Annotated in this window: 16 protein-coding genes; 11 read left to right on the top strand and 5 right to left on the bottom strand. The window is 71.4% G+C overall.

From position 1 onward, the window contains the following. Positions 1 to 8: 8 nt before the first annotated feature. The gene (locus KVS71_RS02570) at positions 9 to 374 is read right to left on the bottom strand and encodes a DUF4406 domain-containing protein (protein WP_217583588.1); all 366 of its coding nucleotides are present in this window, start codon (positions 372 to 374) and stop codon (positions 9 to 11) included. A gap of 54 nt (positions 375 to 428) precedes the next feature. Between KVS71_RS02570 and KVS71_RS02565 the strand changes: the two genes are divergently transcribed. Next, positions 429 to 1,178, top strand: coding sequence for a DeoR/GlpR family DNA-binding transcription regulator (locus KVS71_RS02565; RefSeq protein ID WP_217583587.1), 750 nt, complete (start codon positions 429 to 431; stop codon positions 1,176 to 1,178). On the opposite strand, the gene KVS71_RS02560 is transcribed toward KVS71_RS02565, so the two are convergent. Next, positions 1,111 to 1,911 carry a MerR family transcriptional regulator gene (locus KVS71_RS02560; protein WP_368874534.1) on the bottom strand — a complete coding sequence of 267 codons (801 nt, stop codon included), beginning with the start codon at positions 1,909 to 1,911 and terminating at the stop codon, positions 1,111 to 1,113. The two genes, KVS71_RS02565 and KVS71_RS02560, sit on opposite strands and share 68 nt — an antisense overlap. A 67-nt stretch (positions 1,912 to 1,978) precedes the next feature. Between KVS71_RS02560 and KVS71_RS02555 the strand changes: the two genes are divergently transcribed. The 6 genes from KVS71_RS02555 (at position 1,979) to KVS71_RS02530 (ending at position 6,435) form a co-directional block, all read left to right on the top strand. Next, on the top strand, positions 1,979 to 2,431 hold the full coding sequence (locus tag KVS71_RS02555; protein ID WP_254635353.1) for a DUF6194 family protein: 453 nt from the start codon (positions 1,979 to 1,981) through the stop codon (positions 2,429 to 2,431). A gap of 23 nt (positions 2,432 to 2,454) precedes the next feature. Next, positions 2,455 to 2,979 carry a putative immunity protein gene (locus KVS71_RS02550; RefSeq protein WP_144881679.1) on the top strand — a complete coding sequence of 175 codons (525 nt, stop codon included), beginning with the start codon at positions 2,455 to 2,457 and terminating at the stop codon, positions 2,977 to 2,979. Between the two features lie 120 nt (positions 2,980 to 3,099). Further along, the gene (locus KVS71_RS02545) at positions 3,100 to 3,777 is read left to right on the top strand and encodes a response regulator transcription factor (RefSeq protein WP_217583584.1); all 678 of its coding nucleotides are present in this window, start codon (positions 3,100 to 3,102) and stop codon (positions 3,775 to 3,777) included. Next, positions 3,770 to 5,095, top strand: coding sequence for a HAMP domain-containing sensor histidine kinase (locus KVS71_RS02540; RefSeq protein WP_217583576.1), 1,326 nt, complete (start codon positions 3,770 to 3,772; stop codon positions 5,093 to 5,095). Before KVS71_RS02545 ends, KVS71_RS02540 begins: the two co-directional genes overlap by 8 nt. Positions 5,096 to 5,264: 169 nt before the next feature. Next, positions 5,265 to 6,179 (top strand): hypothetical protein, encoded by a 915-nt coding sequence (locus KVS71_RS02535; protein ID WP_254635352.1) that lies wholly within the window; start codon positions 5,265 to 5,267, stop codon positions 6,177 to 6,179. A gap of 28 nt (positions 6,180 to 6,207) precedes the next feature. Next, positions 6,208 to 6,435: an RNA-binding S4 domain-containing protein gene (locus tag KVS71_RS02530; protein WP_025102805.1), complete on the top strand. Its 228-nt coding sequence runs from the start codon at positions 6,208 to 6,210 to the stop codon at positions 6,433 to 6,435. On the opposite strand, the gene KVS71_RS02525 is transcribed toward KVS71_RS02530, so the two are convergent. Continuing rightward, complete coding sequence (locus KVS71_RS02525) at positions 6,375 to 7,367, bottom strand: DMT family transporter (protein WP_254635351.1); 993 nt, start codon at positions 7,365 to 7,367, stop codon at positions 6,375 to 6,377. The genes KVS71_RS02530 and KVS71_RS02525 overlap by 61 nt on opposite strands. A 32-nt stretch (positions 7,368 to 7,399) precedes the next feature. Here KVS71_RS02525 and KVS71_RS02520 point away from each other — a divergent pair, with 32 nt between their 5' ends. Next, entirely contained in the window at positions 7,400 to 8,005 is a 606-nt protein-coding gene (locus tag KVS71_RS02520; RefSeq protein ID WP_217583574.1) for a TetR/AcrR family transcriptional regulator, read from the top strand. Here the strand turns inward: KVS71_RS02520 and KVS71_RS02515 are convergent. Then, positions 8,002 to 8,478: a hypothetical protein gene (locus tag KVS71_RS02515; RefSeq protein ID WP_217583566.1), complete on the bottom strand. Its 477-nt coding sequence runs from the start codon at positions 8,476 to 8,478 to the stop codon at positions 8,002 to 8,004. The genes KVS71_RS02520 and KVS71_RS02515 overlap by 4 nt on opposite strands. A 90-nt stretch (positions 8,479 to 8,568) precedes the next feature. On the opposite strand from KVS71_RS02515, the gene KVS71_RS02510 reads away from it, so the two are divergent. Then, positions 8,569 to 9,201 carry a winged helix-turn-helix transcriptional regulator gene (locus tag KVS71_RS02510; protein ID WP_217583564.1) on the top strand — a complete coding sequence of 211 codons (633 nt, stop codon included), beginning with the start codon at positions 8,569 to 8,571 and terminating at the stop codon, positions 9,199 to 9,201. A 9-nt stretch (positions 9,202 to 9,210) separates the two neighbouring features. Here the strand turns inward: KVS71_RS02510 and dnaB are convergent, their stop codons facing one another. Then, on the bottom strand, positions 9,211 to 10,584 hold the full coding sequence (dnaB, locus tag KVS71_RS02505) for a replicative DNA helicase (RefSeq protein ID WP_025102810.1): 1,374 nt from the start codon (positions 10,582 to 10,584) through the stop codon (positions 9,211 to 9,213). A gap of 515 nt (positions 10,585 to 11,099) precedes the next feature. Between dnaB and KVS71_RS02500 the strand changes: the two genes are divergently transcribed. Then, positions 11,100 to 12,164 (top strand): hypothetical protein, encoded by a 1,065-nt coding sequence (locus tag KVS71_RS02500; RefSeq protein WP_217583556.1) that lies wholly within the window; start codon positions 11,100 to 11,102, stop codon positions 12,162 to 12,164. Between the two features lie 102 nt (positions 12,165 to 12,266). Then, positions 12,267 to 14,138 carry a hypothetical protein gene (locus KVS71_RS02495; protein ID WP_217583554.1) on the top strand — a complete coding sequence of 624 codons (1,872 nt, stop codon included), beginning with the start codon at positions 12,267 to 12,269 and terminating at the stop codon, positions 14,136 to 14,138. Positions 14,139 to 14,238: the final 100 nt, after the last annotated feature.

Here is a 14,238-nt window from a genome sequence, read left to right as displayed (position 1 = left end):
CCTCCAGCCTACGGAGTCACGGCGGCCGGGATCTCCTCCACCGACCGGTAGACGCGCAGCCCGAGCTCCTGGGCGATCTCGACGTCCTTGTCCGCGCCCGAAGATTCTCCCGGCAGCCGCAGCACCGCGTCGCAGTGCAGGAGCAGTCGCCGGGCCGTCTCGTACATGACGTCGCCCTCGCCGGAGTCGGCCGATTCGAGGGTGCGCAGGACCGGCAATGCGACCCACTCCCCGATCATCGGCACGTGACCGAGCCGGAAGATCGGACCGGACGCCTCCTCCAGGCGCGCGAGATTGCGAGCGATCAGGGCGGGGTCGCCGTTGGTGCCGGAACGGTAGGGGCCGGCGATCAGGATCAGGAGTGGCTTCATCATGGACATGACTGTAGTCTGAATCATGCAAAAACCTGCAAGTTCGTGAGGAAACGTATGCTCGCTGCTCAGCGCAAGGACCACCTGCTCGCCCTCCTCGACCGTGAGGGCCGCGTCGTGGCCAAAGACGTCGCCGCAGATCTCGGAGTCTCGGAAGACGCCATCCGCCGCGACCTCCGCGAGCTCGCCGAGGAGGGCAGGCTCCAGCGCGTGTACGGCGGCGCGCTGCCCATCGCCGCGGCCGATCGTCCGGTGCGGGAGCGCCACGATCTGGCGACCGAGAGCAAGGAGCGGGTCGCCCGCCAGGCGGTCACGACCATCCTCCCCGGATCGACGATCGTGCTGGATGCCGGAACCACCACGCTCGCGATGGCGCGGCTGCTGCCCTCCGGCACCGACATCACGGTCATCACCCCGAGCCCCGCCGTCGCCCTCGCCGTCGCCGAGCACTCGGATGCGCGCGTGATCATGATCGGCGGCGAGCTGGCCCGGCACTCCCTCGTCGCCGGCGGGGGACTCGCGATGGAGGCGATCCAACACCTCGCCGCCGACGTGTTCTTCGTCGGCGTCACGGGCGTCGACCCGGGCCACGGCCTCACGACGGGCGAGCTCGACGATGCCGTCACCAAGCGGGCGATCTCCTCCCGATGCGCCGCGACCGTCGTGCTCGCGAGCGACGAGAAGATCGGCGCCACCTCGCGCTACCCGGTGCTGCCGTTCGAGTCGGTCGCCGCGGTCATCACCGACCCGCTGGACGAGAGTCCGCTGATCCCGGAGGTGCTGGCGCAGATCCCGGGACGGGCGTGAGCGACGATCCGTCTTCTCCCGCGAGGCGTTCCGCGAGCAGGGCGTGCAGGTGACCTGCCGCCGCGAGAAGCGCGACGCTGCGGCGCGTGAGGTCGGTCAGCCGCTCCGCGAGCATGCGCTGCACCTGCTCGGTGTCACCGTGCGCGCGCACCTCGTCGATGATCCGCGAAACGGTGGGGATGCCGTAGCCGCCCGAGCGCAGGGCGGCGGCGATCCGCGCCTCGGTGATCGCGAGGGAGTCATAGGAGCGGACCGATCCCGCACGACGAAGGGGGCGCACCAACCCTTCTCGCTCCCAGTGCCGCAGTGCGGAGGAACGGACGCCGAGCGCCTGGGCGAGTTCGCCGATGGCCATCGCATCATCCTCGACGAACGGATCGTCGGCCTCCGCCACCGCATCCTCGAGTCCGCGCAGGGCCGCGCGCACCCGTGAGCGTTCGAGGGCGAGATCCGCGTGCAGGTCATCGATCCGCTCCGCCGCATGCTCGACCGATCCGCCGATGAGAGCGGGCATCAGTCGACGCGCGGGCACCGGACCGAGCGCCGTCGCCAACGCGCGATAGGCGCGCAGCGCCAGGGCATGCGACGTCCGATACCGCCGGTACCCGTTCGCACCGCGCTCGGCGGCGGGGAGGACACCGAGGCGCTCGAGGTCGCGCACCTGCTGCGTCGAGTAGTCGACCAGCCGTCCGAGCGCCGCCGTCGTCATCACCTGCTCTTGAGGGTTGTGCACGTGTTTCCTCGCCTTTCCGGTCCTTGAGTCCACATAAGCACGTCAGCCTCAGCATTGAAGGATGGAGATGCAGGAGATCATCGCAGAGGTCCGCTCGTTCGACGGCGCGCTCGTCGTCGCCCCGGAGGCGGGCAGCGACTTCCCCGAACTGTCATGGGGAGACGCGTACTTCTACCACGCGCCCGACGGCCGGATGCCGGAGCGCACGCAGCCGTACGGGACGATCATCACGAAGGACTATCCCGACGACACGTCCTCCGCGCTGGACGCTCCAGGGCGCTTCCGGGTGAACATCCACGTCGGACGCGAGCGCGCGGAGTCGATCATCGCGGCGGGGTCTCTCACGGGCGGCGACACCGACCCGACGGCGGTCGACGTCTTCCGCCCTCATCCCCTGTACGGCGACGTCGGCTGGGTGTGCGTGATCGATCCCGCAGAGGCGACGGCGGGTACCGTGCTCGCCCTTCTTCGCGAGGCGCACGAGGCGGCACGTGCGCGCACCGGACGACGGGCGAGATGAGTCCCGTGTCGACTCCTCAGGGCATGACCGAGTCCGACCGTCGGATCGTCGCGGTATGGGCGGCCGACTGCGCCGAGCGCGTCCTGCCGCTGTTCGAGAGCGAGGCCCCGGACGACGACCGCGCGCGTGATGCCATCGCCAGGACGCGCGCCTTCGCGCGGGGCGAGCTCACGGCTGCGGGCGAGATCCGTCGTCGTTTCGTGGCCGGCAGGGCCGCCCGCAGCGCCGTGACCCCTGCCGGCACCGCGGCCTCTCGCTCCGCGGCACAGGCCGCCGGGGTCGCGCACATGGGAGCGCATGCTCTCGGGGCAGCCGCCTACGCCGCGCGAGCCATCGAGCTGGCACACCCGGACGCTCCCGACGCCCGCGCCGCCGAAGTGCGCTGGCAACTCGCGCAGCTCTCGCCCGAGGCCGCTGCAGCCCTGCGCACCCTCCCACTCCTCGGCACCGACCCCGCCGGCCCCCTCGGCCCCGGGCTTCTCTCCTCCGGCCCCCTCGGCGAGGTGATCCGCGAGATCCAGGCGCACCTCTCGTCCGCCGTCGGCTAGGTCCCTCCTTCGAATCGCGCAACTGGCTGTATCTGAGCCCGGAATGGAGCCAGGTGCGCGATTCGAAAGCGGCCCGACCGCTTCAGCCCCGATTCAGCGATGACCCGCCACACTGGGGGGATGCGGATCCTGGTGGTGGACGACGAGGTGCGTCTGGCCGAGGGCGTGCGCCGCGGACTCGAGGCGGAGGGCTTCGCGGTCGACGTCGCCCACAACGGCGTCGACGGCCTCTGGCGGGCCCGCGAGACCCGGTACGACGCCATCGTGCTCGACCTGATGATGCCCGGCATGAGCGGGTGGAAGGTGTGCGAGGCCCTGCGCGCCGAGGAGAACTGGACTCCCGTGCTGATGCTCACCGCCAAGGACGGCGAATGGGATCAGGTGGAGGCGCTGGAGAGCGGCGCCGACGACTACGTCACCAAGCCCTTCTCCTTCGCGATCCTCGTGGCCCGGCTCCGGGCGCTCGTGCGCCGCGGTGCCGTGGCGCGACCGACGATCCTGGAGGCCGGCGACCTGCGACTGGATCCCGCCGGACACCACGTGTGGCGCGGCGAGACCCCGATCTCCCTCACGGCCCGCGAGTTCGCGGTGCTCGAGCATCTGATGCGCCACCGCGGGCAGGTGCTGTCGAAGCGCGACCTCCTGGCCGGCGTCTGGGACGACGACTTCGACGGCGACCCGAACATCGTCGAGGTGTACATCGGCCACCTCCGCCGCAAGGTCGACAAGCCGTTCGGACGTGAGGCGATCGAGACCATCCGCGGGGCGGGCTACCGGCTGGCGGCGAACGGTGGCTAGGCGGCTCTGGCGGTCGGTCCGCGGCCGGACGACCCTGGGTGCCACCCTCGTCGTCGCGGTCGCGCTGCTCCTCGGGGCCTTCTCCTTCTACGGCGTGCTGAGCGCGAGTATCCACGGCAGCACCGAACGCGCGGCGGAGCAGCGGCTGGAGGAGCTCGTCAGCCGATTCGACGGTCCGGGTCGCCGCGGCCCCGACCAGCTCGACGATGACCTCGTGCAGCTGCTCGGGCGGGACGGAGCGGTGCGCGCCGCCAGCGAGGAGGCCGCCGATGCGCTCGGCGCCACGCCGCTGCCCGTGGACGACGATCCGCAGGTCGTCCGGATCGACGGCGAGCCGATGGTCGTGGTGTCGGAAGACGTCGAGGGCGACCAGACCCTCGTCCTCGCGGTGCCGTTGGACGAGGATGCGGAGACCCTGTCGACGGTGGCGACGCTGCTCGTGATCGCCGTCCCCGCGCTGCTGCTGCTCGTGGCCGTCACGACCTGGCTCGTCACGGGGCGCGCGCTGCGCCCGGTCACCCGCATCCGCCAGGAGGTCGAGGGCATCACCGCCGAGCGCCTCGATCACCGGGTGCCCGTTCCCGACACCGCGGACGAGATCCACTCCCTCGCCGTGACGATGAACGGGATGCTCGACCGGCTCGACGCGGCGGCGACCGCGCAGCGCCGCTTCGTGTCCGATGCCTCGCACGAGCTCCGCTCCCCCCTGGCGACGATCCGTCAGCACGCAGAGCTCGCCCAGGCGCACCCGGAGGTGACGAGCATCGACGAGCTCGCCGAGGTGGTGTCCGAGGAGGGGCTGCGACTGCAGGGCATCGTGGAGTCGCTGCTGCTCCTCGCCCGCCTCGACGAGGGTGTCACCGGGAGCACCGAACCGGTGGACCTGGACGACCTCGCCCTCGCGGAGGTGCGTCGGCTGCGGGCCACCGGGCTCGACGTCGACGGCTCCGGGATCCGTGCGGCCCGCACCGTCGGCGACCCCCGGCTGCTGGGCCAGCTGCTGCGGAACCTCGCGGACAACGCCGCGCGGCACAGCAACGGCCGGGTGGCGATCGGGGTGGAGCCGCAGACGGCGCACGTCGTCCTCACGGTCGAAGACGACGGCGCCGGCATCCCGCCGGAGGAGAGGGACCGCATCTTCGAGCGCTTCGTCCGGCTCGATGAGGCCCGCAGTCGCGACGCTGGCGGCAGCGGGCTCGGTCTCGCGATCGCTCACGGCATCACCACCGCCGCCCACGGCGCGATCACGGTGGACACGTCCCGGTGGGGCGGCGCCCGCTTCACCGTGACCCTCCCCCTCGCCGGTTCTCTCTCCTGACCGACCGCCCGGGCAGAGTTTCGGAGATCCCCGACGACACCCCGGTCATGGCCGACGCACGGCGGCGTGTCGTTCCCGAGCTCCGAAGTCGTGCCCGAGATATCGGTTCCTGAACGGGGCTTCAGGAGACTTCAGGGTGGCTTCAGCGGCGTCGGGAGACCATCGAGACATGAACGACAAGACTCCTGCTCCCGACCAGAACCCCACGCCGGACGAGAACGACACCGCGGGTCAGAACGCGGTACCAGCGGTCCCGAGCGCGGGCCAGGACCAGCACGCCGGACAGGACTCCCCCGCCGGCCCCGGCACCACCGCCGACGCGAGCGCCGACGCCCCGACGGTCCCGGTCGCACCGACCCCCGGCCCGACCTCCGGCCATGCCGCTGCCCCGAACGCCGCCCCGGAGGCACCGGCCGCCGCGACCCCCGCCAAGCCCGGACGTAAGCGCGCGCTCCTGATCGGCGGCGGGATCGCGGCCGCGGTGCTGCTCGCCGGCGGTGGCGTCGCGGTGGGTGCCGCGATCGGCGACGAGTTCGGCGACGACGACGACCGCCCCGCCATGGAGGGCCCCCGACACGAGGGCGACCGCGGCCCGCGCGGAGACCACCGCGGCGACGAGGATGCCCGCCCGAGCGGAGACCGGGGCGACCGCGGCCCTGTCACCGGCATCGGCACATACGACGTCGACGAGCTCCTCGCGATCGCAGCCGCCGCCCAGGACGCCGCCGAGGGCGAGGTCACCTCGATCGACGCGAAGCGCGACGGAACGTGGGAAGTGCAGCTGACCACGTCCGCCGGGGACGAGACCGAGGTGCGCGTGGACGATGACCTCACCGCGACCGTGGTGTCGACGGACGCCGCGGACGACGACGACAAGGGACCGACGCTCACGCTCGACGAGGAGACCATCCGCACTCTCGTCGACGCCGCCCTCGCCGAGGCCGAGGGGATGATCACCGACCTCGATGTGGACTCCGACGACGTGAGCCCCTACGACGCCTCCGTCCTCACGACGGACAACCGCTCGATCGACATCTCCTTCGACGCCTCGTTCGCGGTCGTCGGCTCCGACGTCGACGAGTGACCGCGTCCCTGACGGCTAGCATGCAAGGATGACGAACTCCGATCCGATCGACGAGGTCTCCATCGGCGGCGAGGTCATCCGCCTCGGGCAGTTCCTCAAGTTCGCGGGACTGCTCGATTCGGGCGGCGACGCGAAAGAGGTCATCATCGACGGCTACGTCACCGTGAACGGCGAGGTGGACCGGCGCCGCGGGCGTCAGCTCCGCGACGGCGATGTGGTCACCTTCGAGGGCCGGGCGGTCCGCGTCCGGCCCTGACCCGGCGTCGCGGAGCCTTCCGCCGCCTCCGGGCCGCGGTTCCGTGCCTCGCTCACGAGCACCATGGTCACCCCGGCGCCGCACAGCGCGAACCCGCCGACCGTGATCGCCGTGAGGGGTTCACCGAGCAGCAGCGCCCCGCCGATCGCGGTCGCCGGGGCGACGAGGAAGAGCAGCGCCTGAAGTGCGGTGATGCCGACCCGGCGCAGCAGCCACCAGTACAGGCCATAGGCGCCGAGCGTGGGGAAGACGGCGGTCAGGACCACGGCGATCCAGAACGAGGGTCGCGCCGGCGGCACGAGTGCCCCGGCGAGCGCGCCGATGACGAGGAGCAGCACGGCGGTCACGCTCACGTGGATGGTCAGGGTCAGCAGAACCCCCGTGCGCACGGCCGTCCGCCGCTGCACCAGCGTGCCGATCACGAGGCAGACCATCGCCGCCGCCGGAAGCAGGTAGGCGACGAGCGGCGCGGAGCCGGCACCGAACTGCGACTGCACGACGAGCAGCACCCCCACCGCCCCGATCACCAGCCCCGCCACCTGGGCGCCGCGCACACGGAGGCCCAGCACCGGCCCGACCAGCACGGCGACGAGAAGCGGCTGGACCGCGTCGATCAGCGCGACGGTGCCGGTGGCGATCCCCGTCGCGACGGCGGCGTACACGGCAGCGCAGTATCCGAACTGGGCGAGCGCGCCGATGACCGCCTGGACGCCGAGTTCCCGCGCGGTCATCCCCTTCGTCGCTCCGGACATCGCGGCGAGGACCACGAGCACGACGGCGAGCGGCGTGAACCGCCAGACCAGGAGCGTCAGCGGGTCGACGTCCGCGGTGGCGACCGCGGGGATGAGGAATCCCGAGCTCCACGTGAGGACGAAGGCCACCGCCCCACCCACGGTCACGACCCGGGAGAGTATACCGATCTGTTTACTCATCCCGTCACTATACAGGTTGGTATACTCGCCGCATGTCGACAACCGTGCCGGAGCTCCCGCCGCTGACCCCCGGGGCGCGCCGCGTGCTCGACGCCGCCTCCGACCTCTTCTACGAACGCGGCATCCACGCCGTCGGGGTCGACACCATCGCCGCCGCCGCCGGGGTGACGAAGAAGACTCTCTACGACCGCTTCGGATCGAAGGAAGCGCTCGTCGTGTCCTACCTGCAGCACCGGGACGCCCGCTGGCGCGATCACGTCGCGGTCCACCTCGCACGGGTCCCGGCCCCGGGGCCCGCCCGCGTGCTCGCGATCTTCGATGCCGCCATCTCCTGGGTGCCGGACCACAGCACCAAGGGATGCAGCGCCATCAACGCGCGCGCCGAGATCGACGGCCCCGGGGACGCCCCGCTGGTGCTCGCCGAGGCCCGTCGCGAGAAGGAGTGGCTGCTCGCGGTCCTCGCGGAGCTCTGCGGTGAGGCCGGGTTCCACGACCCGGACCGGCTCGCCGAGACGCTCATGCTCCTCTATGAAGGCGCGATCGTCACCGTCGGCATGGGGACGTTCGCGGAGCCGTTCGCGACCGCTCGGGACAGCGCGCGCCGACTGCTGGAGTCCACTGCGTCCTACGCGTCCTAGACGTCGGTCGTCGAAGAGGACGCGCGCGGCGGGAGCACCGCCCGCACCGTGACCACGAGGAACGCCACGAGCAGCACCACCATCGTCACGTCCGCGACGATGTAGGCGTAGTGCGCGCCATCGGTTCCCGGCGCCTCCCGCCCTGCGATGACCAGGTCGCTCCGCCGGTTGAGGATCGGGCGGATGACGACCACCTCGACGAGGAACACCAGCCACAGCCCGCCGAGCAGCAGAGCCGAGGGACGTCCGGCCCTGGCGCGGATGCTGACCGCCGTCAGCACGAGGAGCACCGCTCCCGCGAGGACGTTGAGGGCGGTGAACACGAGGCGACCGATGCCGAGCCCCAGCGGGATCGTGATTCCGGGAGCCAGGAACTTCAGCGGCGCCTCCAGGAACGAGATCGCGACGATCGCCCCGAGCAGGAAAGCCGGCAGCAGCAGGCGCAGCGCCGTCACCGTGCGTCCACCCGTCATGGCCTCAGGCTAACCGGCCGGTCCGCACCCCCAGCGGCGGGTGACCGTGGAAATAGCGCCTCACTCCGCGTTCAGGGGATAATGGGTAACATGCCACGTCCTACCGACGCCTATCGCGGGCTCATGCAGAGCAGTCGGCTGCGGGTCCTCGCCGCCTTGATGGACACTCCGGGAATCGGCCTCGCCGAGCTCTCCCTCCGCATGGGCCTCCACGTGAACACGCTGCGCGACCACCTCCGCGTGCTCGAGGGTGAGGGCCTCGCCCGGTCCGAGGTCGAGCACACCGGTCGGCGCGGAAGACCACGGCTGCGCTTCTCTCCCGTGCTGCCCAGCGAGCCCAACGAGATCGAGGAACGGCGGGTCCAGGAGGCGATCCGCCACGGCGACCTCATGCGCGCGGTGCTCCCGGCGACGCGATCGGGCCTGCCAGAGGCCGCGACGCATCAGCTCGACGCGCTGTTCCACCACCTCGACGACGTGGGCCTGCAGCCGGACATCGACGAGAAGGCGATGACCGTCGACCTCTCCCCCTGCCGCTTCCACACGCTGCTGACCGATGACCAGACCGTGGTCTGCCGAGTGCACGAGGAACTCATGAAGTCGATGCTGGCGAGAGCGGGCGGCCCCGTGGAGATCGAACGCGTGATCCCGTTCACGACGTCCCACTCCTGCCACGTCCGCCTCAGCCTCCGCGAGGAGTCGGCGTCCGACACGGGACGCTGACGCCCAGGCTCAGTTGAAGTCGCCGCCCGGCGCCATGTCGGCGAACCGGGAGTAGTGCCCCTGGAAGGCGACGGTGATGGTCGCGGTCGGACCGTTACGGTGCTTGGCCACGATGAGGTCGGCCTCGCCGGGACGGACGTCCTTGTCGTAGACCGAGTCGCGGTGCAGCAGGATGACCATGTCGGCGTCCTGCTCGATCGATCCGGACTCTCGCAGGTCGCTGATGGCTGGCTTCTTGTCCTGTCGCTGCTCGGGACCACGGTTCAGCTGCGACAGCGCGATGACCGGCACCTGCAGCTCCTTGGCGATGAGCTTGAGGCTTCGGGAGAACTCCGAGACCTCCTGCTGACGGGACTCGACGCGCTTACCCGACGTCATGAGCTGGAGGTAGTCGATGATGACCATGCGCAGACCCGCCCGCTGCTTCAGCCGTCGGCACTTCGCCCGGATCTCGACGAGCGTCATGTTCGGGCTGTCGTCGATGTAGAGCGGAGCGTCGTTGATGCGGCCGCGGGTGGCGGCGACCGTCGTCCAGTCCCGCGGGTCGAGCGTCCCCTTGCGCATGTTCTGCAGCGGGATCGCCCCCTCCGCGCTGAGCAGACGCATCGCGATCTCGCTCTTGCCCATCTCGAGGGAGAAGAAGATCGAGGGGAAGTCGTGACCGATGGAGGCGGCGCGCGCGAAGTCGAGAGCCAGGGTCGACTTTCCCATCGCGGGTCGCGCGGCGACCACGATCATCTGCCCGCCGTGCAGGCCGTTGGTGAGCTCGTCGAGCTCGCGGAAGCCGGTGGGGATGCCGGTCATGGAGCCGTCGCGGCCGTTGGCCGCCTCGATCTCCTCGACCGCGGCGTCGACGGCGACCGTGAGCGGCACGTAGTCCTCGGCCGTCTCCGAGCCGGTCACCGAGTAGATCTCGGCCTGCGCGTTGTTGACGATGTCGGTCGCGTCGCCCTGGCCGTCGTAGCCGAGCTGGACGATGCGCGTCCCGGCATCGACGAGGCGGCGGAGAATCGCGCGCTCGGAGACGATGCCGGCGTAGTAGCCGGCGTTGGCTGCGGTCGGGACGATCGACGTGAGCGTGTGCAGGTAGTCGGCGCCGCCGGCCTTGTTCAGCTCACCGGTCTTGATCAGCTCGTCGGTGACCGCGACGACGTCGGTGGGCTCACCGTGGGAGTACAGCGAGAGGATCGCCTCGAAGATGAGTTCGTGCTTGGGGATGTAGAAGTCGGCGCCCTTGAGCGTCTCGATCACGTCGGCGACCGCGTCCTTCGACAGGAGCATGCCACCCAGGGCGCTCTGCTCGGCGAGGAGGTCGTGCGGAGGGGTGCGCTCGGGCGGACGCTGCCCTCCCAGGCGCTCCTCGGAGATGTCGGCGATCGACACTGTGTTCCCTTCGATGCGACGGTTCTGAGGCGGGCCCCGCGCGCGCATCCGCGGATGCCGGTGCGGGGGACCGCGGCCGCGCGGCGGCCATCCCCAGACAAGCAGGTGCCCCCGACATCGGTCGCTCGACCACGCTATGAGCGGTCTCCACACGGTGCAACACGGCCTGTGGATAACCATGTGGACAGCGTGCGGACAATCTCGGAGTGTCTGTGCAGAACGGGTGTGGATAACCCGGTGGACGGTGTGAACACCGAACTTTTTTATTTACTCTGAACAGGGTTTTATCGTTTCCCCACCCTGTGGATGAAAACGAGTTTAAATTGCGCGTTGAAGGTTTCCCCTCCGGAGGGGGCATGTGTAGAACCTGGGGAAAGTCAAGCCGGGAATCCGCCGGGCGCGTCACGATCTGACACGAGGCGAATCGGATGTAAACGCCCCTGGACAGAGAGGGGCTCCGCGAGTATTCTGCCTCCCATCGACACACCCGTGGACCTTCGGAGGGGGAGGACGACGTGGACGCTCGGAGCACCCGACGCGGCGTACCCCACGCCGTCCTCTGGGGTGGCATCGGCGCGCTCGCCTGGGCGGCTCTGACCGCCCTCACCGGCGGCGGCTCTGCACACGCGGACGAGCAGCCCAAGGGTCCGCTCGACGGCCTCACCTCAGTCGTGTCCGAGACCGTCACCGCCGTGACGAAGCCGGTCGTGAACAACGTCGTCGCTCCGGTGGTGAACCAGGTGGCGACGCCTGTGGTCCAGGAGGTCGTCGCGCCCGTGGTGCACGAGGTCGTCGCTCCGGTCGTGACTCACACCGTCGCTCCCGTGCAGGAGGCCGCTCCCGCCGTCGTCGAGACGGTGACCGAGACGGTGACGCAGGTCCCGGTCGTCCGAGACACCGCGGCCCCGGTGCTCGAGGCGGTCGCCGAGACCACCGAGACGGTCGTCGAGCCCGTGACCGACGCGCTCGGCTCTGCACCGGTCTCACAGGTCACCGCGCCCGTGCTCGACATCGTCGGCGGCCTTCCGCTGGTCGGCGGGATCGTCGTCGACTCCGGCGCCATCGACCTGGTCGAGAACGTCGTCGGCGTCGTCGATGGCACGACCGGCCTGATCGGCGGCGTCGTCGAAGAGACCGTCCCGCCGGTCGTCGAGGCGCTCACGCCCCGCGAGCCGGCTGCACCGCAGATCCCGGAAGGCTCCGTCCCCGCGGGTGTCACCACTGTGCGCGAAGACATCGCCGTGCTTGCCGAGGCTGCGCCCGCCCCGTCGGCGTCGCCGAGCACAGGCCAGGACTCTGTGCTGAGTACCTTGGCTCCCTTCGCGGCCGCGGTTTCCGCGCCCGACTCCTCAGACGCCGGCGCCGATGACACGGCTCCGGTGCCGTTCGGTGCTCCTCCGGTCGCCCCGGCCACCCCCGCCTCTTCCTCCGCCACCTCGGCCGGAGGTACCACCAGCGCCCTCGCTCGCCTCAGCGAGATCGGCGCGACCCCGCTCCGTGCCTGGGAGCGGGCCGCCGGCGCACGGGACGACGCCCTGCCGGGCGCCCCCGTCGCCGACACCGACGTCTCTCCCGACTGACGGACTGTCACGTCATCCCACCCGGATGACAGATGCCGTGCTGCGCGCGCACTTCCTCGCGTGCATCCCATCAGACAGACCAGTCACGTCAGGAGAACCATCATGCGTACCTACGCGAAGCGCGTCCTCTGGGGCACGCTCATCGCCGGCGGGATCACCCTGCTCGGCGCGACGGCCGCCAATGCGGCCGAGACATCCGGAGACGACGGCTTGCTCTCCGGCACCCAGGCCGTAGCGCCCATCACCGCCCCGATCACGGTCGTCGACAACGCGCTCTCCGTGCTCGGCGACGCGGCATCCACGGTGCCTGCCCCGGCTCCCGCTCCGGCCCCGGCTCCCGCTCCCGCCCCGGCTCCCGCAGCCGCGCCCGCCCCCGCTCCGCAGACGAGCGGCGAGGAGGGCACGGCATCCGGCACCCAAGCCGTGGTGACCGTGAACCTTCCCGTCACGGTGACGGATAACGCGATCAGTCTCACCGAAGACTCCACGACCAGCACCCCGGCCGCCGCTCCTCCCCAGAGCGCGGCTCCCCAGGCCCCTGACGCGGCCGGGGTGCTTTCCCTCGACACGGACGGCCTGGATGGCGTGCTCTCGGGCACGCAGGCTCTGGTAGCGGTCAACGCCCCGGTGACCGTGTCCGGCAACGCCATCTCGCTGCTCGGTGACTCCGAGTCGGCCGCTGAGGGAGAGAGCGCCGCAGCACCGGCGCCTGCCCCGGCGACCGGGTCGAGCACCTCGGGCGAGGACGGCACCGCGAGCGGCACCCAGGTCGTCGCGCCGGTGACGGCCCCCGTCACGGTGAGCGGCAACGCCATCTCGCTCCTCGGCGACAGCGAGGCCACCGGCACCTCCGGCGGCACCGCGGCCCCGACCGCACCCGCGGCCGGCGGGAGCACCACCGGCGGTGACGACAGCATCCTCGGGGGCACGCAGGCCGTGGCACCCGTGACGGCGCCTGTCACCGTCGGCGGCAACGCCATCTCGCTCCTCGGCGACAGCGAGGCCACCGGCACCACCAGCGGCACCAGCCCGGCACCGGCCGCGCCCGCGACCGGGTCGAGCACCTCGGGCGAGGACGGCACCGCGAGCGGCACCCAGGTCGTCGCCCCGGTGACGGCCCCCATCACGGTCGGCGGCAACGCCATCTCGCTCCTCGGCGACAGCGAGGCCACCGGCACCTCCGGCGGCACCGGGGCCCCGACCGCACCCGCGGCCGGCGGGAGCACCACCGGCGGTGACGACAGCACCCTCGGCGGCACCCAGGTGGTCGCCCCCGTGACGGCCCCCATCGGCATCACCGGCAACGCCATCTCCGTCACCGACGACGCCACCGTCACCGGCACCACCGGCGGCACCACGTCCCCGACCGCACCCGCGGCCGGAGGCAGCACCACCGACGGCGACGACAGCACCCTCGGCGGCACCCAGGTGGTCGCACCCGTGACCGCCCCCATCGGCGTCACCGGCAACGCCATCTCCGTCACCGACGACGCCACCGTCACCGGCACCACCGGCGGCACCACGTCCCCGAACGCACCCGCGACCGGAGGCAGCACCACCGGCGGTGACGACAGCATCCTCGGCGGGACTCAGCTGGAGCTCCCCGTGACGCTTCCCATCACGATCGGCGGGAACGCGATCTCCGTCGTCGGCGAGAGCACGGTGACCGATCCCGGTACGAACCCGGGCACGGACCCGGGCACCGATCCGGGCACCGATCCCGGAACGGACCCGGGCACCGACCCCGGAACGGACCCCGGCACCAACCCCGGCACCGACCCCGGAGTGAACCCGGGGACGACGCCGAGCACCGGAGCCGGCATGACGAGCATGCCGTGGGCTGCGGGTGCCGCCGCGACGGGTGAGGCCACCGGCCTCGCGATGACCGGTGGCGCCTCGGCCCCGTGGCTGTGGGCCCTCGCCGCTCTCCTGCTGCTGGGAGGTGCGGGCCTGCTGCGCCGTCGCACGGCGTAGGCGCTGAGCCCCGGCGGTGGCGATGTCCTCGGGGGAGGAGACTCGCCCCCGCCGGTGCGCGGCAGCGTCCGCACGTGCGGTGCAGCCCTCGCTGCGCTTC

This window comes from Microbacterium sp. GbtcB4 (assembly GCF_019091465.1).
GTDB lineage: Bacteria > Actinomycetota > Actinomycetes > Actinomycetales > Microbacteriaceae > Microbacterium > Microbacterium paraoxydans.
The sequence above is the reverse complement of the archived record's forward strand: the minus strand, read 5'-3'. Positions and strand labels throughout refer to the sequence as shown.